This window comes from Burkholderia singularis (assembly GCF_001718875.1).
GTDB lineage: Bacteria > Pseudomonadota > Gammaproteobacteria > Burkholderiales > Burkholderiaceae > Burkholderia > Burkholderia singularis.
Genome location: NZ_CP013449.1, coordinates 174,037 through 197,906 on the forward strand (window position 1 = coordinate 174,037; position 23,870 = coordinate 197,906).

General features: G+C 60.6%; 16 protein-coding genes and 2 pseudogenes. 3 read left to right on the forward strand and 15 right to left on the reverse strand.

From position 1 onward, the window contains the following. The first annotated feature begins 150 nt into the window (after positions 1-150). The gene (ypfJ, locus tag AQ611_RS16850; RefSeq protein ID WP_059519520.1) at positions 151-1,029 is read left to right on the forward strand and encodes a KPN_02809 family neutral zinc metallopeptidase; all 879 of its coding nucleotides are present in this window, start codon (positions 151-153) and stop codon (positions 1,027-1,029) included. A gap of 110 nt (positions 1,030-1,139) precedes the next feature. Here the strand turns inward: ypfJ and AQ611_RS16855 are convergent, their stop codons facing one another. From AQ611_RS16855 to AQ611_RS16875, 6 genes are all read right to left on the reverse strand, one after another. Beyond that, positions 1,140-2,381, reverse strand: a complete 1,242-nt coding sequence (locus AQ611_RS16855; protein WP_069233851.1) for a glycosyltransferase — start codon at positions 2,379-2,381, stop codon at positions 1,140-1,142. A gap of 8 nt (positions 2,382-2,389) precedes the next feature. Further along, entirely contained in the window at positions 2,390-3,601 is a 1,212-nt protein-coding gene (locus AQ611_RS16860; protein ID WP_069233850.1) for a glycosyltransferase family 4 protein, read from the reverse strand. A 26-nt stretch (positions 3,602-3,627) separates the two neighbouring features. Next, on the reverse strand, positions 3,628-5,991 hold the full coding sequence (locus tag AQ611_RS24895) for a glycosyltransferase (RefSeq protein WP_083237427.1): 2,364 nt from the start codon (positions 5,989-5,991) through the stop codon (positions 3,628-3,630). A gap of 616 nt (positions 5,992-6,607) precedes the next feature. Continuing rightward, positions 6,608-8,035 carry a Hint domain-containing protein gene (locus AQ611_RS16870; RefSeq protein WP_059519350.1) on the reverse strand — a complete coding sequence of 476 codons (1,428 nt, stop codon included), beginning with the start codon at positions 8,033-8,035 and terminating at the stop codon, positions 6,608-6,610. A 1,000-nt stretch (positions 8,036-9,035) separates the two neighbouring features. Further along, complete coding sequence (locus AQ611_RS24900) at positions 9,036-9,344, reverse strand: hypothetical protein (protein WP_083237546.1); 309 nt, start codon at positions 9,342-9,344, stop codon at positions 9,036-9,038. A 35-nt stretch (positions 9,345-9,379) separates the two neighbouring features. Further along, positions 9,380-12,019: a glycoside hydrolase family 15 protein gene (locus tag AQ611_RS16875; RefSeq protein WP_069235440.1), complete on the reverse strand. Its 2,640-nt coding sequence runs from the start codon at positions 12,017-12,019 to the stop codon at positions 9,380-9,382. A 459-nt stretch (positions 12,020-12,478) separates the two neighbouring features. On the opposite strand from AQ611_RS16875, the gene AQ611_RS16880 reads away from it, so the two are divergent. Beyond that, entirely contained in the window at positions 12,479-12,661 is a 183-nt protein-coding gene (locus AQ611_RS16880; protein ID WP_069235441.1) for a transposase, read from the forward strand. A 144-nt stretch (positions 12,662-12,805) separates the two neighbouring features. Here AQ611_RS16880 and AQ611_RS16885 read toward each other — a convergent pair whose 3' ends face one another. Continuing rightward, positions 12,806-13,444 (reverse strand): LysR substrate-binding domain-containing protein, encoded by a 639-nt coding sequence (locus AQ611_RS16885; protein WP_231936057.1) that lies wholly within the window; start codon positions 13,442-13,444, stop codon positions 12,806-12,808. Positions 13,445-13,561: 117 nt separating this feature from the next. Next, positions 13,562-13,687, reverse strand: a pseudogene (locus AQ611_RS26760) (LysR family transcriptional regulator); the annotation flags it as partial. Between the two features lie 199 nt (positions 13,688-13,886). Between AQ611_RS26760 and AQ611_RS16890 the strand changes: the two are divergent. Beyond that, positions 13,887-15,194 (forward strand): lipase family protein, encoded by a 1,308-nt coding sequence (locus AQ611_RS16890; RefSeq protein ID WP_180978130.1) that lies wholly within the window; start codon positions 13,887-13,889, stop codon positions 15,192-15,194. 394 nt (positions 15,195-15,588) lie between these two features. On the opposite strand, the pseudogene AQ611_RS16895 reads toward AQ611_RS16890, so the two are convergent. The 7 genes and pseudogenes from AQ611_RS16895 to AQ611_RS16920 form a co-directional block, all read right to left on the reverse strand. Continuing rightward, a pseudogene (locus AQ611_RS16895) lies at positions 15,589-17,010 on the reverse strand (TolC family protein); the annotation flags it as partial. Positions 17,011-17,015: 5 nt separating this feature from the next. Then, positions 17,016-19,364: a peptidase domain-containing ABC transporter gene (locus AQ611_RS16900; protein WP_069233691.1), complete on the reverse strand. Its 2,349-nt coding sequence runs from the start codon at positions 19,362-19,364 to the stop codon at positions 17,016-17,018. A 14-nt stretch (positions 19,365-19,378) separates the two neighbouring features. Continuing rightward, positions 19,379-20,644 carry an HlyD family secretion protein gene (locus tag AQ611_RS16905; RefSeq protein WP_083237430.1) on the reverse strand — a complete coding sequence of 422 codons (1,266 nt, stop codon included), beginning with the start codon at positions 20,642-20,644 and terminating at the stop codon, positions 19,379-19,381. Positions 20,645-20,851: 207 nt separating this feature from the next. After that, on the reverse strand, positions 20,852-21,070 hold the full coding sequence (locus tag AQ611_RS16910) for a hypothetical protein (protein ID WP_059569723.1): 219 nt from the start codon (positions 21,068-21,070) through the stop codon (positions 20,852-20,854). Between the two features lie 550 nt (positions 21,071-21,620). Next, positions 21,621-21,965: a hypothetical protein gene (locus AQ611_RS16915; RefSeq protein ID WP_146011741.1), complete on the reverse strand. Its 345-nt coding sequence runs from the start codon at positions 21,963-21,965 to the stop codon at positions 21,621-21,623. A 628-nt stretch (positions 21,966-22,593) separates the two neighbouring features. Beyond that, positions 22,594-22,815 (reverse strand): hypothetical protein, encoded by a 222-nt coding sequence (locus AQ611_RS25650; protein ID WP_146011740.1) that lies wholly within the window; start codon positions 22,813-22,815, stop codon positions 22,594-22,596. Between the two features lie 200 nt (positions 22,816-23,015). Further along, a complete protein-coding gene (locus AQ611_RS16920) occupies positions 23,016-23,840 on the reverse strand; it encodes a phosphate/phosphite/phosphonate ABC transporter substrate-binding protein (RefSeq protein WP_059569721.1) in 825 nt (274 codons plus the stop codon). Between the last annotated feature and the right edge of the window lie 30 nt (positions 23,841-23,870).

Here is a 23,870-nt window from a genome sequence, read left to right on the forward strand (position 1 = left end):
GTTTGCGTGCCGATTTGACTCGTTGATTGCGTGCGATTTGAGTGAAAAGACGAACGGATCCCGTCGCATTGGTTGGTTATACTTTCGACGCCGGATCGCCTCTGCGAGCCCGGTTTATCGATATCGACAACGAATAGGGATATACCGGTCATGAGACTCGACGACGAAACCGAAAGCCAGAATGTTGAGGATCGGCGCGGCGCTTTCGGCACAGGGCGGCGTGCAACCGTAGGCATCGGCACGATCGTCGTAGCGCTTGCCGCCTCGTACTTTTTTGGGATCGATCCGCGTGTCGTCCTGCAAGGTGCGTCGGCGTTGCAGGGCGCGGGGCAGCAACAGGCTCAGCCAAGCCAAGCGCAAAACGCGGGCGTGCCCGCTACCGATGCGGGGGCGGTTTTTACCCGTAAGGTGCTTGGCAATATCGAGCGGACCTGGACGACTATTTTTTCGACTCAATTGCAAGCGCAGTACGTGCCGCCCAAGCTCGTCATGTTTTCGAATACGACGCCGACGGCATGCGGCACCGGTCAGTCCGCGATGGGGCCGTTCTATTGTCCCGCCGATCGCAAGGTTTATATCGATCTCGCGTTCTACGACGAACTGCGCCGCCGTTTCGGCGCGGGGGGCGACTTTGCGCAGGCATATGTGATTGCACACGAGGTCGGGCATCATGTGCAGAACCTCCTCGGTATCTCCGACAAGGTTGATGCTGCACGGCGGCGCGCGAGCGAGGCGCAGTCGAACCAACTATCGGTGCGGCTGGAGTTGCAGGCCGATTGTTTTGCCGGTGTATGGGCGAACAATGCGCAGCGCGCGAATCAGCAGCTCATCGAAGCGGGCGACTTCGAGCAGGGCTTGCAGGCCGCTGCCGCTATTGGCGATGACCGCCTCCAGCGGCAAAGCCAGGGTTATGTCGTGCCGGAGACGTTCACGCATGGCAGCAGCGAGCAGCGCGTCTATTGGTTACGGCGCGGGCTTCAGTCGGGGGATGTGCGATCGTGCGACACGTTCGCGGCCAACTCGCGGTAAGCGGCGGAGCTATCTCGTTAGGCTGGCACTGAGCCTGCGTGCGGTGCGCCGAGTGCGATCGAGCCACTTCCTGCCGCACGATGCGGCAGGAAGCGTGAGCCCGTGCTGCGTCAACGCACTGCGGCCGCTGCGCTGGCCTTGGCTGCCGTCGCCCTGGCTTCGGACAGCGGGCGCATCGCCTCGACGAAACCTTTCAGTTGATGCTTCCAGTAATACTTCGAGCGCACCTCCAGCGGCGTCGCATCCGTCTTCCTCGGCCGGTCCAGCGCGCGCCGCACCGCCACACGGAAATCCCGCGCGTTGTCCGCGATCTGCACGTGCGGCAGCGACATCGCCGCCTCGAATCCGCGAAACGCCTTGCTCGTCGCCACGATCGGACAGCCCGATTCCAGCGCCTCCGCCGTCTTCAGATTCGAGCCCTCCCCATCCGTGATCGGCAGCAGCACCACGTGGCTCGCCCGCACCAGCGCCTGCAGCTCCGTCTTCTCCCGCGGCCCCGCTATGTTCAGCCGGCTCAGGTTCACGTCCGCATACCGCTGGTAGCCCGGCGCCTGCATGATGATCGAACTCACCCCGCCCACCACCAGAATGTCCTCGTCCGGGCGCAGGAACGTCAGCCCCGGCGCCATCATGTCCCAGAATCCCTGCGCGTTCGGCAAGTGAGCACTGCTCACGAATACCGGAATCGGCCGACTGAAGAACGCCAGCCACTCCGCCACCCGCTGCGGCGTGCATGAGAACGGCTCCACCCCGTTGCCCGCCACCACGCCGTTGAAGGCCGGCTTGCCCGACACGTCACGGTAATACGCCAGGTCCGACTCCGTGCACGCCACCACCAGATGCGCGTCGCGCGCCGCCGCGTGCTCCATCTCCCGGATCGCCTCGATCAGCGTCTCCCGCTGCGGATGGCCCGTTCTCGCGAACAGCTTGTCCTTGAGCCGCCACTCGATGTTCTGCGACGAATAGATCAGCTTCGTGCCCGGCGGCGCCACCCGCTGCACCGCCTTGAACAGCCACGGCTGCTCGACCACCACCGCCTGCGGCCGATACCCATTGATCACCGCCTGCAGCCGCGCCGACGCTTTCGCGTCGCGCGCGCCGAACACCCCGCTGTAGTAATCCGACAGCCACGGCAGATCGTCATGCCAGTATTCGGACTTCGAATCGAACGCGATGTCGTCCTCGCCCGCCTGCGGATAATCGTCCGCGACATACACCGCGACGCTCTTGACCTCGTAGCCGGCCGCGCGCAACTCGGCGGCAATCTGCGCCGAGCGGATCTGGCCGCCGTGACGGGGATCGATCGTCGGATAAGGGGTAACCTGCAGAATTCGTGCGGCGTGTTCTCGCATGGCGTCGGTCAAAGCAGTTTCGTCGAAAATTCGCGGCCGAAATCGTCCCACGTGCGTTGGACGAAGCCGTTCACGATCCGGGTTTCCAGCCCCTGGCGATACTCGGGCTCGTCGATCAGGCGCCGGATCTCGCGCTCCCACGCGGGCAGATCCAGCGGATGGTGGCTCGGCGACAAGCCGCCCGTCGCCTCGCTCAGCGCGCTGTTGTTCGACGTCACGCACACCTTGCCGAAGCTGGCCGCCTCCGTCGCCGCCAGCCCCCAGCCTTCGTAATGGCTCGGCAGCACCGCGAACAGCGCGTTCGCGTACAAATGCATCAGCAGATCGTCGCCCACGCCTTGCAGCCACTCGATCTTGCCGTCCCGCGTCGCGTTCATCTGCCCCATCTGCTGGATCATGTTCTCCGCGCCCCAGCCGCGCATGCCCACGAAGATCAGCCGCGGGCAGCGCGCGCCGCGCTCCAGGTGCAACTGGCGCCAGATGTCGAGCATCAGCTGGTGGTTTTTTCTCGGCTCCAGCGTGCTCACCAACATCACGTATTCGCCCGCGTGGCAGAGGCTGTGCAACTGCGCGCGCTCGGCCGCGCTCAACTGCGGCAGCGCCGCTTTGCGCGGCAGCCCCGCCAGCGGCACCACCTCCACGCGTGGCAGCGGCCCGCTCAGCCCGGCGCGCTGCCAGAATTCGAGCAGGTCCTGCTTCGAATGCTCGGAGATCGAGAACACCGATTGCGCGTATTTCGCGACGTCGCGGTAATGGCGGTGGAACTGATCGAAAAATTCCGGGCCGGGCGTGAACTCCGGAAACAGCAGCGGAATCAGGTCGTACAGCGCGGCGACGAGCGCCTTGTGCTGGCCGTACAGGCGCATCACCCGGTCCGGGATGTCGAACGACCAGTCGCTGCCGACGGTCACGAACTTGTCGGTGGGGCTCGGCTTGAACGGCGCGAGCGGCTTCTTCAAGGCTTGCGGCACTTCATCCGGGTTGTCGGCCAGCACCCATTCGTCCGAGCAGATCTCGTCGAAGAGCGGCACGCCCGCGAGCTTCCATTCGCCGCTTTGGCGATCGAGCAGCACCGGTTCGATGCGCGTGGGGTGCAGGCGCCGCAGTTGCTTGACCAGCTCGCGCTCGACCCGGATGATGCCGACCGGGCGTCGGCGCCAGCCGGCGCTGGCCGTCACGTTGACGACGATGCGTTGTTTCGAGGTGACTTGTTTGACCATGTCGTGTGTGGGCGCAACGGCAGCGGTTAAACGTTGACGAGCAGCTTCTCGCAGAACTCGCGCGAGAAGTCGGCCCAGGTTCGGGTCACGTATTGGCTCGCGATCTTGCGCTCCAGTTCGAGACGGTAGGCATGGTCGTCGATCAGGCGCGTGATCTCGTTTTTCCAGCCGAAGAAATCGCCCGGGTGGTACTGCGGCATCAGCCCTTGCGCGGCTTGCGGCAGCGCGCTGTTGTTCGCGATCACGCATGCCTTGCCGAACGACATCGATTCCGTCGCCGCCAGCCCCCACCCTTCGTACATGCTCGGGAACACCGTGAACAGGCAGTTCGCGTACAGGTGCGCCAGCAGGGCGTCGCTGACGTTCTGAAGCCAGAGCACCTTGCCCTCCTTGAACATCGGCATGCTCTCAAGCTGCTCCATCAGATCGTCGACACCCCAGCCCTTCATGCCGACAAAGACGAGTTGCGGACAATTGGCGCCACGGTCGCGATACAGCTCGTCCCAGACATTGACGAGCAGCCGGTGATTCTTGCGCGCTTCGAGCGAGCTGACATACAGCACGAAGTTGCCGCAGAACAGGATATGGCGCAGCATGCTGGCTTCCCGTTCTTCCAAGCCCGGTAACCCCGCGCTGCGCTCGGGCACGGCGAGCGGAATCACGCTGATTTTCGGAAAACGCGTCTCGACGCCTGCTGCTTCCCAAAACGACGCCAGATCGCGGCATGACGAGTCGGAGTTCGCGAAAATGCTCGTCGCCGTATAGGCCATATCGACGAAATGCCGTTGGAACGTTTGAGCCATTTCCTGACGCGCGCTGAATTCCGGAAACAGAATCGGCACGACGTCGTGGCATGCGCCGACCATCTTCGCGCCATACTTGCGCAAATATTTTGCGACGTCGTGAATCGGCGAAAGGTCCCAGTCGAGGCCGACCGAAATGTAGGTATCGGCGCCCGAAGGATCGAGTTCGGGCAGCGTCGCGTGATGATACTGAACGACCGATGCATCCGTGCTGTCGCACCAGCGTTCGGACAGGATGCTGCCCACGTGACGGCGGTCGAATTCCCTGAGCACCTTCGCTGCCGGGTCCCAGAGCACGAACGTCACGTTCTCGTAAGCGGCCAGATGTTTCGCGAGTTCCCGCTCCACGCGCACGATGCCGACAGGGCGTGCGCGCCAATGATGACTGGTGGACAGGTTGAACACGAATCGCTGATTCGGTCGTCCCAGCACGGGGCCGCCACCGTTCAACACGCGCTGAAGCCGATGCTCCTGCAAGCGGGTCGTTTCCTGCAATTGCTCGAGCAAAGTGTGTGTGTGCGCGAGGCGCGTATCGATCTGATTTAAGTGCGAGGCAGTCTCGCCCGACAGCGCGGCTAGTGCCTGATCGAGGCGCTGTGTCTGAAGATTGGCGAACTCAAGCAACTGTCCGAGCATTTCCTCCGTTCGCATGAGACGCGCAGTCACCTGATTCAAATGCGTGACAGTGTCGTCGGATAGCTTGGCCAGGCAATGCTCGAAATGCTGCGTTTGAATGCTTTCGGCATCCTGAATGTGTTTCAGCTTTGTTTGCGTCTCGACGAGACGCGCGTTCGTCTCGCTCCAATGCGTGGCGGTTTGGTTCGACAATGCGTCCAATGCACGATCGACGCGTTGAGCGCGTTGTTCTTCGGCATTCTGTATTTGTCCGAGCATTTCGTGCGCGCGGGCGACGCGCGCATCGACCTGCTTCAAATGCGCGACGGTGCCGTCGGACAGTGCGGCCAATGTCCGGTCGATATGCTGAGCGTGCAGATCCGACGCATCCCGCCATTGCCCGAGCCAATCGTGGGTGCGGGCGATGCGCGTTTCGACTTGTTTCAACTGCGCGGTCGTGTCGTCTGAAAGAGCGCTCAGCGATTCGCCGAAGTGTTTTGCTTGGCCATTGCCGCTTTCTTGCACGCGTTCGAGCAATGCTTGCGCATGCGTGAGACGCTCGCTGAGCTGATTCAGATGTTCAGCGGATGCGGTGGATAGCGTCGTGAGCGAATGTTCGACGCGGTGCAGTTTCTGTTCGACGCCGCTGAAACGGCCCGCGTCGGGCGGCCCGAATATTTTTCCGACAATCGGCCAATGAAAACGGTGCCAATTTCGCAATGCGTGCTCAAGCCCCGGCAATACGCGCCGTCCGTTCTTGAGTTCCGGAGATGAGCATAACTGATCGATGATCTGGAGCTTATCGGCTCCGTTTTCCAGCTTGGAGAGATAGAACGACGCGCCCTCCTGGTCTGGATCGCGCCCCAACAGCGTGCGATACGCGCAGTACAGGAATTCGTCGCCGTCATATGCCAACAGCTCTTCGAGAGAAGCCGCGGACGAGACATGATCGTATCGAGTATTGGTCAACATCTGCGTTCACAAAAAAACGGCAATGTCGGATTGCGGCGCGGCGGACAACCGGGTTCGACGGCCTAAGCTTCGCGGCGGATGATCGCAGTACTTCAATGGCCGCGATAAGTTGCCTGAAGCGAGCTTAATCGGAAATCGGCCGGGGGAGGTAGATAAGATCGTTTGCGACCGCAAGATCGATCATCATTGGGAGTTCGAATGAAAAGATGTGCTGCGATCATTCGATTTGTCGGCGATTGGATTGGATCGGGCTTGTGTCCGGCGCGCGTCGGGTCGCAACGATGGAAGGCGCATTCGGACTCTCGCTGGGGATCGAGCTGGTTCAATCGTTTCAATTGCCGGCGGCGCTCCATGCTGCTGTCTCTCACTTCGGTATGGCATGCCATTGCAGTGTCCAGCCGATAGCTAAAGCGTTCTTGTGCTGTTTGTAGATCGAAAAACGGGGGGCGCCATCGATGCGGCCACATAGCCGCACGATCGCGCGTGAGCTGGAGCCGAAACATCGAGCGGACGCGAACCAAGCGCGATATCGACGCGAATTCGAACTCGGGCGGCCCAACAAAATGCGGGCGGCCCCAACGCCGCCCGCAAGCCTTTCTACTTCGTCAACTGCAATTTATGCTGCGCGCAAAGTCAAAACTTTTTCGTCGGCAGCTTGGCTGGCCGGCTCGACCCAGCTAAAGCCCGCGTCCGTCCGGAAGCTCAGACGCAGGAAAACGTGGGACTTGCAGCCGCTCCAGAACGTCGAAGGAATCGACAGGTTGCCGTTCGTCCAGCGATGGTTGTTTTGCGGCTCCAGGCCGTAGAAGCCTTTCGACAGTTCCGCGTCGTCGAGCGCGATCTCTTTCGAGAAAGACAGACCATCCGTCACGTGCAAACCGCTGACGCATACGCCGAGCTTGCGCGGATCGTCGCCCAAACCGAATTCGGCCGGCGTGAACGTCTTGGAGATGAGCTGCACTTCTTTGGCCGTTGCCGGGAACAGGAAGCGCGCCTGACCGTTTTCGATATCGCCGTCAACCCGTTGGCCGTCGACGACGAGATGCACGTCCATGTCGTTGGTGATCGTCCAGCCGAGTTCGCGCGCGCGCACGGCGATTCGCGAACGCAATGCGTCAATGACCGGGCCATTGATCACGAACGGGCGCGCATATTCCGCGAGTGCGGCGTTGACGACATCCGGATCTGCATTGCCGCCGTGGCCCATGAACCAGCCGCGGTTACCGCAGTCCTTATAGCTTTCGCTGTAGACGCCGTTGGCGATCAGGACATCGTGCTCGTCGAGCTCGACGTGCCAGTACGTCACTTCGTCGACGTCGATGTAGGCGATCGTCGAGCCGTTCGCAAGGAAGCGCACCGGGACGAACAGTTCGTCGAGTACGGACAGGCACAGCGAATGACCCGGCGACAGCACCAGATCTTCCGTCGGAAGATTCTCACCCAGGGCGCCGGCCATCACGCGTACCGGACGGGACTCGTCGAAGTTCGACGTATGCGTGCGGGTCACCGTGCGCTTGCCGATCCAGACGATCGGGCGCTCGCGACCCGAACTGGTGATCGCAATGTCGCCCACCTTCAAATCTTCCACTGCGATATCGCCGCGCGTCGTGCGGATCTTCGTGCCGGAGCCGAAGCAGACGGGCGTCGTGCTCGTGCTCGGCGGTGCGCTGGTGGCCGATGTGTTGATCGGTTGCGCGATCGAGAGGAACCCCGTGCCACTCGGGCTGAATGTCACCGCGAACGTGATCGGAGTCGATACGCCGGCGAGGTTGGCCGAGAAGTAGTAAGTCGGATTCGTAGGATCGGCATTATTGATGCTGTAGCCGAGGTACGTCGCGTTGCTGGCGAGCGCCGCCGTGCCGTTCGCAAGTTGCCACGTCACGGTCGGTGCGCTCCCGCCCGGCACGTCGATCGTACCGTTGACGACCACACCCGTAATGCCGAGCGTATTGAACAGGTTGGTCCCGGTAAACAGGCCCAAAGTGTTCACGCCGGCAGTCGCGCTCGGGCCGGAAAAAGTCACATTGTTGAATGTCTGGCTCATACACGGTTCCTCTATTGATAAAGGAGGTTTTCAAGCGGGCAAGACAAGTTGAAAGAAACGACCAACCGCCAAATGGCTAGTCCAGGAAATTAAAAAAAGAATTCCGGGATGCATTCTGAAACTATCACACGCATTTAGTTTACGCAAAGGGTTCGGATAAATAAATAAATTGGGGATCGATTCACTTCGGATATTGAGCCATCGAGGGCAAGGGTTCTGTGGATTGTTTAAGGAGTGGTAACGGTCAATGATGCGCAAATGCCGGGCAGGCAGCTCGATTTTAGATGTAAGTAATTGATTTTTATAGGAAACGAACTGTATGAAAGTTAAAAATAGATAAATATGGTTAACCCCAATGAAAGAGCGATTGCAGGTTCAAAGTGGGATCTCATGCGGCAATGGTGACCAGGTAAATTTTTATTATTTATAGGAGTTATCCTATGTTTTTGGGTAATTTTTCCTCGGTTTAATCTAACGATTGATGGTTGGGGAATTGATGGCTTGTTAAATAGTTGGGAGAAAGTAAGGCTGGGTGCTGGTAGAAGAATGTCGCTGAATGTTGGCGCTGATTTCCGTAATCGTGTGGTAAGAATAATTTCATGCTGCCGACATGGAGGAAATGGCTTGGCGACTTTGCACAATGTCTTGCCCTGCATGGGATTTCAGATAATTCCGATGAAGAAAGGCAGTGCGTTCTCGCTGAATTAATTGCCGAATCAAAAGAGGTGTAGACGGTTCAGGTTTAATGATTGCGCTAGGCGTTGCCGCGCTTGGAGCAGACCAATGCTGTCGCCTGTGCTGTATACATTAGCGATCCGTAGCATTGGCATTGCCCATGCTGGCTGCTCGGAGAAATCCCGGGGGAGTTCATACGCCAATCGCGGACCGATCCGAAGTACCGTTGCCTGATCGAGCGTCAATTGATCGGACCGGCGGCGGAGGGCGATAAAGGCGATGGATGTGTCGAACGGCTGGGCGAATCGCCCAGCCTTGACCGTTTTCAGGGGGTGGATGCGGGTGGCGGCCGCAGCGGCTGAGCGCCCGGAACATCCGGTGCGCCGCGCTGAGCCTCGACAGGCGCTGGTGCAATGGCCGGGTCCGGGCTCCAACTGCTACCGCCCGGTTTGACCTTGACGTGCGGCAGCGCTTTGACGAGGGGGGGATTCGAGCGCAGCGCTGGTGCGGGCGGCGGAGCGGCCGGCATAGGCTCGGCAAGCGAGGCAGGCAGTTGCGCCGCCGGCGTCGATGCCGGCGGCTGTTGCATCTGCAATCCGTAATGCCAGCCGGCCGCGGCTAGCCCTATGAGCATCGCCGCGATCAGCACGCGCCAACGTGCACGCAATTTCACCAGTTCACCTGATCATTCAACGTCAGCGTGCCGCTGGCAGGCGTTTGGAGCTGCCGATTGCCGGACCAGTTTTCCCAGCTTACGCTGCCGTCCGCATTCTTGCGATAGTACTTGTATTGAATCGCCTGGCTTGCCGGCAGGTTGACGGTATTGCTCCATACCGGGTAATTGGCTGGGTCCACCGGAATGCCGAGATCGGTATTCCAGTTGCCGAGCGCGCTGACATTGCCGGTGACGTAGACTTGCTGGCCCAGCTGCGTGCTTGCATTGACGTTGACCTTTACCGAGACCTGTCCGCTTTGCAGCGGCGCGACGCAATTGTTGTAGCGTGCGCAGACGACCGACGGAATGTCGACGATTCGGCCCGCCTGGATCGAAGCCAGCAAACTGATGTATTCGCCCATTGCCCAATTGAGCGGCGCCATCGATTTGGTCGGCTGACCCGGCGTATACCCGGTAGGCGTGGTCACGGCCCAACCGTCGGGCAGCGTGGTCGAATTCGACCAGACTTGTTCAGGCAGGAAGCCTTCAGGCGTCGTCAAATGCTTGAGCGTCGACAGATATGCGTTGCCTGCACTGCCGCTGCCTTGGCGAGCGATCTCGTACATTCCGCGTTCGGCCGTGAAGATAGGCCACAGTCTGCCGACGCCGGTGCCGTCGAAGTTGCTGCCGTCGTTATGCTCACCGTAGCCGTCGAAGTTATAGCGGAACCAGGCGTTGGGCGACAGTGCCGGCGCATTCGTCAGGCTCAGCGATTGGCCGAGCACGCTGTCGTATACCGAGATCGTGTTCGTGATGGTCGAATCGGTTGCGCGCTTGACGCCCATTCGGACCAATTCGAAAAAGCCGCCGTCGACGACGCGCCGCGCATCATGGTTGCCGCCGCCGTTCTTGATCGCGAGCGTTTGCGCGGTGTCGGGCCCGGAGGTCGGCGCGAAGCTAGCGCGATCGGTGCCGCTTCCCGCACGGCTGGCCGGATTGATGCGGATATAGTAACTGCCGTTGCCGAACGAGCCGCTTGACGTGTATGTCCAGGCCGCCACGTTCTCCTGCCAGTAATCGGCGGCTGCCAGATAGCGTGCGGCACTGGCCGTATCGTTGTTCTGGACCGCGATATCGGCAGCGGTGACGAGACCGGCGATTTCGGCGGCGATGGTGGACGGCGAATAGCCCGAGTTCTCTTCCCAGCGCTCCTGATACGTCCACGGTCCGGTGCTGACGATGTAGTCGGCGGTTTGTTTGATTTTCGGCCAGAGCGGGTTATAGACGCTCGGCCCCAGACGCCACGCGAGAATGATCGGCATCGCCTGTTCGTCCATCTGCGTGCCTTGCCAGTATGGCCAACCGCTCACCCAGGCATTCTGCGGGAAACGTCCGACGCGGCTGTAGCCTTGCGAACAGCCCGACGCATTGTATTCGGCGGTACCGCAATTGCTGGTTTGCTGCAACGTGTTGAACAGATAGTTGACGACGTTCGATGCGGTGGATGTGTCGCCGGCCGTCGTGAGCGCGTTCGCGAACTTGAACAAATCGCGCGGCCACACCAGGTGATAGCCGCCCGCGTTGCTGTCGCCCTGCGTTTCGCCCCAGGGCGTGCCGATGCCGGCGATCATTGCGCCGTTGCTCTTGTCCTGCATGGTTTTGAGCGTCATCGCCGCCAGGTAGTAGGCGTCGTCGGCCGTGCCGTTCTGCGTCGAAAGGCCTGCCGCGTAGTTGTGCCAAGCCGTGTCGTACTGCTGCTGTTCGCCGGTGAGATTGCTGCCCAGTACGGTGTTTGCATCGCTGATCGCTTGGTTCTGCGTGCCGCCGAAACCGAGCACCACGTCGAACGATACGCTGGTGGCAGTCGGATCGCCCGTATCGATCCAGCCCATCTGCGCGACGTTACCGTTGGTCGCGGACGAGAAGGTCCAGTCCATGGATTTGTCGGCGCTGCCGCCCAGCAAGTCGGTCCAACCATCGCTTTGTGAGACGAAACCGTTCGATGTCATGCTGACGCCATTGACGATCTTCCACGGATGATTGATCAGCAATGCCGAATAACGGCTGTTGTGATTGCCGACGAGCGCCGTGCCGCCGCTATAGGAAACCGTCTGTGCCGTATTGTTGCTGCCCGCGTTGTCGAGATACGGCTTGAACAGCATGTAAAGATTGAAATCTCCGACCTTGTGACCGTTGAGTGCGGTAAAGGTCACACGCTGCACGATTGCGTTGTAGGTTGGGTCGGCGAAGATGGTTTTCTGGATCTGCCAGTTGTGTGCGCTGTTACTGGTGGTGACCCGCCAGCTCATCGTGCGTGCATCAGTCTGGACGGAAGAATATGCCTGGAGTTTTTCCTCGTCGGCGAAAGTTTTGCTGGTATCGCCGACCAGGAACTGCAAATCGACGGTTTCGGGCGTATCCAGAACCGGGTAATAGACCTCGGACAGAACGCCTCGATAGCCGGTGAAATATACGCGCGATGCGCCATTGACTGCAGTGCCGAGGAACGACTTGGCAGCCGGGCCTCTTACCGGCGTGGCGCCGGGCGAGCCAAATGCTTCGGATGCCGAAGCATTGTGCGTGGTGACACTTGAAAGCAGGGCGAAAGCACTGGCCAGTGCCGCCCGTTCCCACCTGAAACGACGTGTCGACATCGTTGTCTCCGTAATCTGTTTGTATGACTTGGAATTTGTAGCAAAACAACGTTCGCTATATCTCATGAGATCACTAAAACGTCAACACAGATGACGTTTTATGACAAAAAAAGTAGTGATACTACATCCGCTGTGAACGGTGTGCGACGGGCTGATGGCGAGTGCGGAACCGCGTCGGCGAGCGCGGCAATGCGCTGCATGGACCGGCCGTATAACGCCGGTACGTGCGAGTGAGGGGGTTGTTTATTCTGAATTCCGTGATGACGAGGGCTCGTAGTGGTAAGCGCTCTTTGAAGCGCCATTGCACGGCGGGGCTGATTCACAAAGGCTACGTGCCCTTATTCAATGAACGTAGACAGGTGTCACGAACGAGCAGGTAGAGAGTTTGCAAAGCCGGCGCGTGGTTAATCGCAAGCGAGACGGGCGGCGCTCATACGACGCATTGCAAAGCACGAACTAATGCAGGCGTGTCTGAAGCCGGGCGTATCGATCGCACAGATGGTGATGGAATACGGCATCAATCCGAATCTCGTCTGGACCTGGATTTCCCAGTACCAGCGCGAGCAGGGCGGCGAGATCGCCGGTTTGCCACGAGAGCCGCCTTACGAGACTTACATTGAGCTATCGATGGTACCGGTGTGAGGGAGCCGGCTTTTATGCCGGTTGTCTCGTGCACAGCGACGCATGGACGGACAGTGGTCCAAGCTGGTCCGCTACGTTGAGCATGGCACCCTGGCCGATCTCGAACAACCTATGCGAAAACGCGATCAATCTCCGGCGGCAGGTTCAAGTGAAGCTACGAAACGCCTGCTTTCTGAGCATCTCCATCATCAACTGCGCATTCGGCGACAAGAACAAGTCTGAGCGCGTCACGAGTCCCTCTGTCAAATCGGGTAGTGGCTCGTCGAGATCAAGCGCCGCCAAATCGACGTCCTCGACCTCCGATGCGATATCGCGGCTCACCACCGCGAGCGCGTCGGTGCATTTCAGTGCGGCACGAGTCGCGACCACGTTTTGACTCTCGATGTTTTGAGGCCCTTCGATAACTCTTGCCGCCCCGATATAAGACGGTTGCGTCGTAATGCGGATTCCGCCACTGACCCACGGAAATCGAGTCAGGTCATCCAGCGTGCATCGGCGGTTGACGAGCGGATGCGTGCGACGGGCAATCACGATCGCCGGTCTGCGGAACCACGGTTCGAATTGGAACGGCATGGGAATCGATTCCGCGAACGCAGTGCAGACACCGAAATCGAGCGTCCCGTCGCGCAGACCTGGAAGGACCGACGCAAGGGCGCCGTCCACGATACGCAGCGGCGAGCGCGGGCGTTGCGCGATGAAGTCGGGTAGGACGAGCGGCAGCAGGCGGCTCGAAGCCATGATCGACAAGCCGATCGCGACGCGGCCGCAATCGTCGGCCGACACGTCGTCTTCGAGCAGATTCATTTGTTCGACGATCAACGTCGCGCGTGGCAGCAACGCTTGGCCTGCGGCAGTCAGGACGGCACCGCCGACTCCGCGCGCAAGCAGGGTTACGCCCAATTGTTCTTCGAGCAAGCGCATCGTTTTCGTGACGGCTGCCTGGGAGACGCCCATCGACCGTGCGGCGGCACGGATGCTGCCGAGTCGCGCGACGCTGACGAACGCGAGGACTTGCGGATACTTCATTGGGTGACAACCTACGGTTGATTGTCGGAACGAAACGACGTCTTGTTCGGCGTATTTCAACGTGCCAAGCTCGCCCTGTCTTGCTTGAAAAGCTCGATCGCAGCGCGTTCTTTCAAGTCGGACCACACGAAAGTCTCGGAGTGGCGGGGCGATTCATACGGCCAAGAGACGACAACCTATGATCTTTCGAGAGTGTTACATGAAATCAAAAAAACGATCTATTGCGCTCACGCGTGGAGGTTTGGCAGCCGGCATCGCCGCGTTGGCACTGGCCGGATGTGGGGGTGGAGATATCGACAATGCAGGCATGCCGACGGGCCCGGTGCCGGTGGCGAGCGCCGCATATGGCGATGGCGGGATGCCGCCGTTCTACACGTGGACGAGCGGTGTGCCGGCGCGTCCCGGATTACTGCTGCGGCAGCAGGCATTGCCGCCGGAGCTTGCACTCGATCATTCGGACTCCGCAAAGAATCTGCGAATGCTTTACACGTCGACGGAGGGCGTCGACGGCAAAACGCCGGTTACCGTGTCAGGCGCGGTCTACCTGCCGCAGGGTACGCCCCCGCTGGGAGGCTGGCCCATCATCGCGTGGACGCACGGCACGGTCGGGATCGCGGATGTCTGCGCGCAGTCATTCCGCCCGCGTTCCGCTCGAGACAGGGCTTATCTGGGCGCTATGCTGGCTCAGGGCTACGCGGTCGTCGCGACGGACTATGAAGGGCTCGGCACGCCAGGCCCGCATCCATACCTCGTCCATCGTGCGGAAGCATATGGTGCGCTTGACGCGGTGCGGGCGGCGCTGTCTGCGCTTCCCGGCGTGCTGGCTAACAAGGTAGTCGCGGTCGGACAGTCCCAAGGTTCCGGCGCGACGATAGCAACGCTGCAGTACGCGCCCAGTTATGCACCTGATGTGCACGTCGTCGGCGGCGTTGCTACCGGCGTATATTTTCCGCTCGTCGGACCCGGCGCGGCAGCGTCGCCACCGGTTGGAAGCGGCGACGCGGGCAATTCCGTGTATCTGCTGTTGGCTATTCGGGGAACCGGAATGTTGGTCGATCCGGGATTCGATTTCAGGCCCTACATCTCCGATCGTGCGCTGCCGGTATACGACACCGCGACGACTTCGTGCCTCGGCGCACTCGACGCGCTGCAGCAGGCGAACGGCGTCGATCAAACCAACTACCTGAAGGCGCCGCCTCCCATCGACAAGATTGGGGCACTTGTGACGGCAACGTCGACGCAACTCGCAAGTTTCTCGTTGAAGGTGCCGCTCTTCACGGGATCAGGCCTTGCGGACACGACAACGCCGCCATCGAATGCATATGCGTTCATATCGACCGCATGCGCGCTTGGCGCACCGATTGAATGGCACTACTATCCGGGGCAAACGCACGATAGTACCGTCAACGCGTCGCTGGTCGACTCTCTGCCCTTTATTCGCAAGGTGATGACTGGCCAGCCTGTCACGGGCAATTGCGCATCGCTGCAGCCGCCCACCGCGTCGTAGCCCCCGGCCGGCACGTTCGTGCGTTCAAGTTGGATGGGAACGTGCCGCGAGGATTCAACGAATGGCTCCGCGGGCATGCCTTGAACCGCTGCGATCGATAAAACTCTCGCGCTGTTGTCGGTTGCGCTCCTGGAGCCCGGCTCGCCTCGTACACTCGAGCGTAGCCGGAATTCAACGATGACGAAGGCTCGTCTAGCCGAGTCTTCGAGCGCGGCTGACGGCCTCAGCGGTGGAAAAAGACCGGCGATAACAGGGGCGGCGGACCGGGATCGGTATGCGCGAGATCGGTTGTTTTCGGTTGATGCGCTGGATTCGGTTGTCGAATTTTCGGTTGCGGTTTGACAGTGCGCGCCTCGTCGATCGGCGATTCGGCTGTATCGTCAGTGGCCGGTTCGAGCTTGCCCAGGCTTTGCGCCAAGCGAAGGCGGGAGGTCTGCCATTTCGCGACGGCCTGCACGCGCTGCTTTTGCGCATCGGCCAGCGCGGTTTGGGCGTTGAGCAGTTCGGTGATGGTGCCGACGCCGGCCTTGTAGCGGCCGCGTGCGATTTGCAGCGAATGCTGCGCGTCGCTGAGCAACTCTTTGGAGTTGTCGAGATTCGCGGTGTCGCTCTGCAGGCTTTGATAGCTTTGCCACACGTCGAGCGAGACGCCAAGCTCGGTGTTCTGCATGTCGGCTTCCTGCGCATCGGCCTGCGCCTGCGCCTGCGCGACGCGATAGCCAGACGCGAAGCCCTCGAACAACGGGATCGTCACTTGAACGCCGATCGAGCTGCTGCGGCTCGAGTTCAATTGCGTGCCGAACTGCTGCGGCTGCTGCTGATACGACGGATTGTTGCGGGACAGATTGCCCACCAACGAAATCGTCGGCCGCCCTTGTGCGCGCACCACATCGACATTCGCGCGCGCGGCTTCGAATTTCGCGCGGGCGGCCAACAGCTTCGGATGCCGGCGCTTGGCTTCGTCGATCAGATCCGCGACGTTCTGCGCGAACTCGTTATGATCGAGTTTGGGCTCGGAAGAGGTGAGCGTGAGGGGCGTATTCGCATCGAGCCCCATCGCGTTCGCGAGCGCGCCCATCGCGCTCAACACGTCGCCTTCGGCATTCACGCGCTCGAGCAGCGCGCGGCGATAGCTGGTTTGCGCCTGCAGTTGATCGGCGAGCGTGCCGGCGCCGGCGTCGTGCTTGGCCTTCGCTTCGGCCAGGCTCTCCTTGGCGGCCTGCTCGGTTTCGCGCGCGGCATCGACCGCGGCCTGCTTGCTGCGTACGTCGTAGTACGCCTGCGCGACGCTGAAGAGGATGGTCTGCAGCGTGTCGTCCTGGGTGGCGTTGGCCGCGGCGAGCAGATCCCGCGCCTGGCGCAATTGCGCGCTGCGCTTGCCGAAGTCGAACAGCACCCAGCTTAGATTGAGCATGCCGTATTTGCTGTTCGTACTCTGCGTTTGCGAGGCGGAAAGGCCGGTGCCAATCACACCATATGTAGGCGTGACTTTGTCGCGCTCATACCCGCCGGTGGCATTGATCGTCGGCAGATAAGCGGCCTTGGCCACGCCGATCTGCGCGGCCTGCGCGCGTGCGTTCGCCCATGCCTGCCGGGCTTTCGGATTCGCGCAGATGGCCTGCAGGACCGCGTCCTCGAGTTCGATCGGATGGTTCGCCAACTCGGGCTGGCACGCGGCGTTCTTCAGCATCGGCGCGGCGGGCGTCGCGGACGTGAGCTTCTTCGTGCCGTAGACGTCGAGCCACTGCGCGTGCGCGGCGTGCGACGCAACAAGCAGCGCGCACGCCGCGGCGGCGAACGGATGGAAATACTTCATCACGCTCACCTTCCGATCGTCGTTTGTTGCGACGCGTTTGGCTCGGCGGGCGCGTGCGGGTCGGCGGCCGGTTGCGCGGCGGCGGGCGCCGGCTGCGCCTGCGGCGCACCGGCCTGTCCTGCCGGCTGTTGCGCCGGCGCGGGCTGCCCGGCCGCCTGCCCCGCTTGCGCGGCGGCGGCCTGCTGCGCCTGCTCTTGAGCCTGCTGCGCGGCCTTCTTCTGCATCTCGGCGAGCGCCGCGGTGCTTTGGTCGAGCGCGACCTTGCCGCCATCGAGCATGATCACGCGCTGCGCGGTCGCGATCGTCTCGGGCCGGTGCGCGACGATCAGCCGCGTCATGTTCAGCGCGCTCACCGCCGCATTGACCAGCCGCTCGCGCTGCACATCGAGGTGGCTCGTCGCCTCGTCCAGCACCAGGATCTTCGGCCGCTTGTACAGCGCGCGGGCCAGCAGCACCCGCTGCTTCTGCCCGCCCGAGAGCACCGTGCCCATGTCGCCGACCAGCGTGTTGTAGCCCATCGGCATGGCCACGATATCCGCGTGCACCGCAGCCAGTTGCGCGCATTGCGCCACCCAGTTCGGATCGGCGTTCGGATCGAAGAAGCTGATGTTGTCCGCGATCGAGCCGGCGAACAGCACGTCGTCTTGCAGCACCGTGCCCACCAGCGTGCGCAGCCGATCGATGCCCAGGCGCTCGACGTCGACGCCGCCGATCTTGATCTTGCCGCCGGTGGGCTCGAGAATGCCCAGCAGCACGTTCACCAGCGTCGTCTTGCCGCATCCCGACGGCCCGACCAGCGCCACCGATTCGCCCGGCGGGATCTTCAGCGACACGCCGTTGAGCACGACCGGCTCGCCCTCCGCATACTGGAACGTGAGGTTCTCGGCCTCGATGCTCGCCTCCAGGTTCTCGGCCTCGCCCGGCACGTGGCGCAGGCTGGTGTCGGTCTCGGCCTGCGCGAACACGATGTCGGCGAGCCGCTCGCCCTGCAGCTGCAGCATCTTGATCTCGAAGAACTTGTCGATCAGGCTGCCGACGCGGCTGTCGAACTGGCCCTTGTAAGCGTTGAACGCCATCAGCACCCCGACGGTGAACTGGCCGTCCATCACCAGGCGCGCGCCGAGCCAGATGATCAGCAGGTTCTCGATGCCGAACAGCAAGCCGTTGATCTGCTGATACAGCAACTGCAGCTTCTGCACGTGCAGCCCGGCGTTGACCTGCTCGACGAGCAGGGTGAGCCAGCTCGAGCGGCGCTCGCTCTGGCGGTTGAACAGCTTGATGGTTTTCACGCCGCGCACGGTCTCGAGGAAGTGGCTCTGCTGCTTGGCGGTGTGAATGATCTGATCCTCGGTGGCCAGGCGCAGCGGGCGATACCAGAGCCAGCGCATCAGCGCGTAGAGCAGCATCGTGCCGAGCGAGACGAAGGCGAGCGTGCGGCTGTAGACGAACATCATCGCGAGGGTGACGATGGTCATCAGCCCGTCGATGACGGCCGACAGGAACGAGCTGGTCATGGTCTGCTGGATCGTGTCGATCGAGCCGAAGCGCGAGACGACGTCGCCCAGATGGCGGCGCTCGAAGTACTTGACGGGCAGGCTGAGCAGGTGCGTGAACACGTTGGCGCGCCACTGCACGTTCAGCGTGGTGCCGAAATACATCAGCGCCCACGCGCGGATCGCGCTGGTGGCCTGCTGCATGAGCAGCAGCAGGCCGAAGCCGAGGGCGAGCACGGTGAGCAGATCGCGATCGGCGCTGACGATCACCTCGTCGATCACCCACTGCAGGAAGAACGGCGAGACGAGCGTGAAGATCTCGAGGGCGATCGCGAGCAGGAAGATCTGGCCGAGCGAGCGCGACAGGCCGGCCACGGGCCCGAGCAGCGAGCGCAGCTTGACGGAGGGCTTGGCGTCGAGCGGCTTGAAGCTGCCGGTGGGCCAGAGTTCGAGCGCGACACCGGTGAAGGCGCGCGAGACCTCGTCGAAGGAGAGCTTGCGCACGCCCTGGGCGGGATCATGGATCGTCACGCTCTTGCCGTTGACTTCCTTGAGCACGACGAAGTGATTGAAGTTCCAGTGCAGGATGCAGGGCGTGCGCAGCTGGCTGAGCTGATCGAGATCGAGCTTGAGTGCGCGGGTGCCCAGATCGAGGCGCTGGGCGATGTCGATCACGCGGCCCAGGCCGGCGCCCTTGAGGGAGACCGGAAAGCGGCTGCGCATGGTGGCGAGGTCGACGTGGTGGCCGTGAAAGCCGGCGACCATCGCCAGGCAGGCGAGGCCGCACTCGGCGGACTCGGTCTGCAGGAGCATCGGCAGCTTGTGGCCGACGCCGAACGAAAGACGATCGAGTAGAGACATGGCGGGGGGCGCGGTCAGAGTTTGCCGGTCAGGCTGTAAAGGGGTTCGAGCACCCATTCGTAGAGGCGGCGACGCTCCTGAAGGATGTCGGCCTGCAGGGCCATGCCGGCCTGCAGGGGCTGCGCCTTGCCATAAGCGGTCACGTGCTGATCCTTGAGCGCGACGGTGATGCGGTAGAAAGTGCTGCCGTTGGAGGCCTGAGCGGCGGGTGCGCCGCTGGTGGCGAGTTCGGCGGCGGACAGCGCGGTGTGGGCGATCGACACGACGCGGGCCTCGTACTGGCCGAACTTCTGGTACGGATAAGCCTGATAGCGCACGAGCACGGGGTCGCCGACATGGATGAAGCCGACCGCGGAACTGGGGACGAACAGATAGGCCTGCCAATGCGCGCCGGCGGGGACGATGCTGGCCAGCGGATGCTGAGTGTCGGCGGTCTGTCCGGGCTCGGCGATGACGGCGGTGGCGGTGCCGGTCTCGGGGGCGGTGACGACGAACTCGCGCTTGGCTTCGCTTTGCACGAGGCTCTGGTCGACGTCGATGACGCTGCGGTCGATCTGGGCGAGCTGGTTCTGCTGCTTGAGCGCGAGGCCGGAGAGCTGGTTGAGGGCCTCGGTGAGCGACTGGGCGGTATCGGCGCGCTCGCGCTGCAGGCTGTGGAGCTTGGACTGCTGGTCGAGGAGATCGGCCTGACGCTGCTGGGCCTGATCCTTGGAGATGTAGTCCTGGGCGAGCAGGCCGTCGTAGCGGCGGGCGGCATCGGCGGCAAGCGAGGTGCGGGTGCGCTGGGCGGCGATCTGCTCGTCGATGCCGGCAAGCTCGGTGCGCAGGCTGGCGATCTTGGCTTGCAGGGTGCTGCGCTCGTCTTGCTGAAGGAGCTTGGTCTTGTCGAGTTCCTGCTCGAGGGAAGACTTGCGCTGCTGGGCCTGGGCGATGAGGGCGGCCTGGGTTTCACCGGCCGCGGCGCTTTGCAGATCGGCGGAGACGGTGTAGAGCACCTGGCCGCGGGTGACGTGCTGGCCTTCGACGACGTTCTTCTTGAGCACGATGCCGGTCTGCTGGGTGTAGACCTTGACGAGGCCGGTATCGGGGGTGAGGGTGCCGTCGACGGTGGTGCGGCGGGTATAGGTGCCGAAGCTGAACAGCAGGATCACGCCGAGGGCCATGGCGATGGCCGCGGTGGTCAGGACCGCGAACGATACCGGCCGAATCAGCACGATCTCGCCCAGCGTTTGCGTGCGTTGGGCTTCTTGCGCGGCCGTTCGGAAGAGGGGTTGATTCACGGCGCTGGTGGGATTGATTTCGTTATGAATCGTCTGTCGAGTGCCCACCCATTAAACATAAATTTACGGGCTGCATCAACTAATTTTGTATCGCTTTCCGAAAAATCGAAGTGACATATGCAGGCCGCCTGACTAATGTATTTGAGCGGCGGCGCCGATCACGGATTGAATAATTGGCGCCGCCAGTTTTGGTGGAAGCGATCAGCTTTAGGCCGGGGTGTACGGACCCCATGCGCCACCGAGCGCGGAGACAAGCGCATGAGCGGTAATGGTGAGAGCTTCGCTGCCGACATAGGCCGTGCCCATCAGCAGTTCCGAAATGCCGGCTACCAGACCAATACCATTCGGGAAAACGCCAATAGGGGGGAACGACGCGCCAGACACTTCTTGGACTTCAGTCTTCGTAAGTTCAATCATCTGCATCATTACTCTCCTTTAAGTAGGTGCCTCATCACACTGCGTTTCAGTCCGTTTTGAAATGCGCTGTGCTTGGCAAATTAATTATAGCTAGGTAATTCGATATTTTTTGGTTTTATATATTTTTAAATATCTTTCATATTATGAAAATAATGTGATGTATGAATGAAAAAAATAAAATAAGAAAATTCCTTGGATTGCTTGCGAGGCGGCATCAAATGGATTTTGATGTAGTTGTCGTGATTGTCGAAGTGGGAGGGGGTGTCAAGTGAGAGACGTGATACAGATCGTGCCCAAGTCCCGCCGAATGACATTTACGGTCAATGAGACGGGGCGACGGAAGTGGCCTGGCGACGTACCGCAAGCCGATCGGCCACGAATCACGCACGGCCGCATATTGAAGAATACGAGGTTCGGGGGCGGCCAATATTTGATATTTTGCGTGGCGCTTGCAATTGAAAATGGCGCTTATTGATGTTTAGCGTATGAACCGGAGATGCCGGTCACGAGCGCTGGTCGTCGCAATCGTAACCAGCGCCCACGCTTCATCCGATATCGATCAGATTGCGAACGGCAAGGTACCGCTGAAGCTGCCGCTCAGCGTACCGCCGACGGAACCCAGCACGCTGTTCAGAACAGCGCCCAGGCTGGCATTCGCGCTTGCCGTACCGCCGTTCACCGAGCCGCTGAACGTGCCGAACAGGTTGCTGCTCAAGAGGCCCAGCAGATTGCCGGCCAGATTGGCGCTGCCGCTCACCGAGCCGGTCGGCAGGAGTGCACCACCGGAAACAGCTTGAATTTCGTCGTTCGAAAGCTCGATCATGCGCATGGTTTTCTCCGTAAATGATTGCCTTGCCGTGTTGAGTCGATAACTGAAAATGGCATGGTGCAAGGCAGCGCTCATTATATTCATACGGACCAAGATTTTTCTTTTTTATAAATTTTTATGCTTCTTTCAATTTAATTAAAAAGACGAATACTTGGCTGTAAATTGATTTTGTTGGCGTGATTTATTTTTTATGAATATTTTGTTGCGAGTGAGTGGGTTGGGATGGAGTTCGATTCGGTAAATTCTGCGCGGTGTATTTTGAAGCGGTTGTTTTTGCCGGAAATGTGACAAAATTATTAGTCAGATAAATCGGCATCACTCATTCGTTGTGCTTCGATATGCAAGCACATAATGTTCATGCTTATCTTGATTAAGGATTGAGGGCATGGGTGAGAAATTTTTCCCGCTTTATTGCCGTATTGCGCGGAGCCCGATATAGGTCAGACGTATTTTTGTGTCGAGATGGGCTTGACGTCTCGCCATCGCCGGCGATATCAGCGTTTTAACAAATGAATAATTGTCCAAAGAGGCCAGCGAGCCAGGGCGGGGAGCTTTCGATTATTTTGAGTCCGGGCGCTGTTGTGCTGAATGCCCGGTCAATGGGCCCCGGTTTTCTTTTCGTGACGATTACTACTGAAGATTGGAAGAGTGTCGATCGAGCCGGGCCCGACCGGCACTCCTGATTCACGCAGTATTCATCCCATCAAAACTGCGGAAAGCCGGGAATACTCGGTAGCGATCCCAGCAGATTGTTGAATTGATTGATTGCCAGCACAACAAAGGGTTGCACGATGGAACCAATAACTGGCAATTGGCCGGCAGCGCCTTCAATGGCCTTCTCGATATCTAGAATAGGGGTCGGAATAGTCACGGCACCACCGGATACGGCTCGGACTTCGTCTGCGGAAAGTTCGATCATTTGCATCACGCTCTCCTATATAAGTGGTGTACGCTTTGCACGCCGCATTCTCAGTGTGGAAGTGCTTGGCGCTGCATAAGCACGACCAATTATAGTCACCCGAGATGATATTTATGTGATTTATCTATATTTCGTATTGCTGACAAATATAAATATCGTAAGGATGGAATTTGATTTGAGCCGCTACAAACGGATTGCCGCGTCAGTCATGCGAGCACCGGGTATCCGCGTACCGTTGCTTCGCGGGCAAGCCGTTCAATGTCCACATAGGCGTCCAGGGAAAGTCGCTCGAAACTGCGCAGCCGCAATGAGCGCGCGCGCGTTGCGTCGGCTGCGAGAGCAGTGTCGAGTGCGTCGCGCAGCGCGGCAACATGCGCGTTGCCAAGCGAGCGCGACGCGATGAACGGCAAGCCAGGCGCAGACGCGGTTTCGCCGATGACGCGCACGCCGTTCAGCATTTCCGGCAATGCGTCGCCGACGTAAGCAAGTGTCACGCAATCTATCGCCGCGATGTCCGCTTCGCCCATGGCTAGCGCCCGCAGTGCGCTCAGATGGGAGCCGGTGCGCATGATGGACGAAAAGAAGCGTCCGTTGCGCGCATGGCGCGAGACCGCATGCCGTAGTGCATTCATTCCGCTGTGCGAAGTGTCATCGTTATAGGCGGCGCGCATGCCGCGACAGGCAGCCAGCGTCGTTGCACCGCGTGCATGAGCGTCTGCCGATACGACGAGCGCGCTTCGGTAGCGCGCTCCTTCGCAGCCGCTCGCGTCGAATGCAGGCGTTGCGATCAAGTGCACCGATTCGGCAAGGCCGAGCATTCGAAATGGATAGCCGCAGGTTTGCGATAGCAGGAGATCGTCGCGCTGCCACAGCGGTAGCAAGTCGCCGAAAGGTTCGTCGAGTAGCGTGACATCGGCAGTTCCGCCCGCGCGCGCGAATGCTTGCAACGCATCGAGCAGCAGTGCGCGCCACAACGCTGCATGCTGCGTCGTCACGTTGTACATCGGCAATCCGGCAATCCAATTTTTCATACTCACATTCTACGGATTTCAGCGCGGATC

What these genes read in the sequence shown, in the direction of transcription:
- ypfJ (WP_059519520.1), top strand. Translation starts at nt 151, where the DNA reads ATGAGACTCGACGACGAAACCGAAAGCCAGAATGTTGAGGATCGGCGC.
- AQ611_RS16855 (WP_069233851.1), bottom strand. Translation starts at nt 2,381, where the DNA reads ATGCGAGAACACGCCGCACGAATTCTGCAGGTTACCCCTTATCCGACG.
- AQ611_RS16860 (WP_069233850.1), bottom strand. Translation starts at nt 3,601, where the DNA reads ATGGTCAAACAAGTCACCTCGAAACAACGCATCGTCGTCAACGTGACG.
- AQ611_RS24895 (WP_083237427.1), bottom strand. Translation starts at nt 5,991, where the DNA reads ATGTTGACCAATACTCGATACGATCATGTCTCGTCCGCGGCTTCTCTC.
- AQ611_RS16870 (WP_059519350.1), bottom strand. Translation starts at nt 8,035, where the DNA reads ATGAGCCAGACATTCAACAATGTGACTTTTTCCGGCCCGAGCGCGACT.
- AQ611_RS24900 (WP_083237546.1), bottom strand. Translation starts at nt 9,344, where the DNA reads ATGCTCATAGGGCTAGCCGCGGCCGGCTGGCATTACGGATTGCAGATG.
- AQ611_RS16875 (WP_069235440.1), bottom strand. Translation starts at nt 12,019, where the DNA reads ATGTCGACACGTCGTTTCAGGTGGGAACGGGCGGCACTGGCCAGTGCT.
- AQ611_RS16880 (WP_069235441.1), top strand. Translation starts at nt 12,479, where the DNA reads ATGCAGGCGTGTCTGAAGCCGGGCGTATCGATCGCACAGATGGTGATG.
- AQ611_RS16890 (WP_180978130.1), top strand. Translation starts at nt 13,887, where the DNA reads ATGAAATCAAAAAAACGATCTATTGCGCTCACGCGTGGAGGTTTGGCA.
- AQ611_RS16900 (WP_069233691.1), bottom strand. Translation starts at nt 19,364, where the DNA reads ATGTCTCTACTCGATCGTCTTTCGTTCGGCGTCGGCCACAAGCTGCCG.
- AQ611_RS16910 (WP_059569723.1), bottom strand. Translation starts at nt 21,070, where the DNA reads ATGATGCAGATGATTGAACTTACGAAGACTGAAGTCCAAGAAGTGTCT.
- AQ611_RS16915 (WP_146011741.1), bottom strand. Translation starts at nt 21,965, where the DNA reads ATGAGCGCTGCCTTGCACCATGCCATTTTCAGTTATCGACTCAACACG.
- AQ611_RS25650 (WP_146011740.1), bottom strand. Translation starts at nt 22,815, where the DNA reads ATGCAAATGATCGAACTTTCCGCAGACGAAGTCCGAGCCGTATCCGGT.
- AQ611_RS16920 (WP_059569721.1), bottom strand. Translation starts at nt 23,840, where the DNA reads ATGAAAAATTGGATTGCCGGATTGCCGATGTACAACGTGACGACGCAG.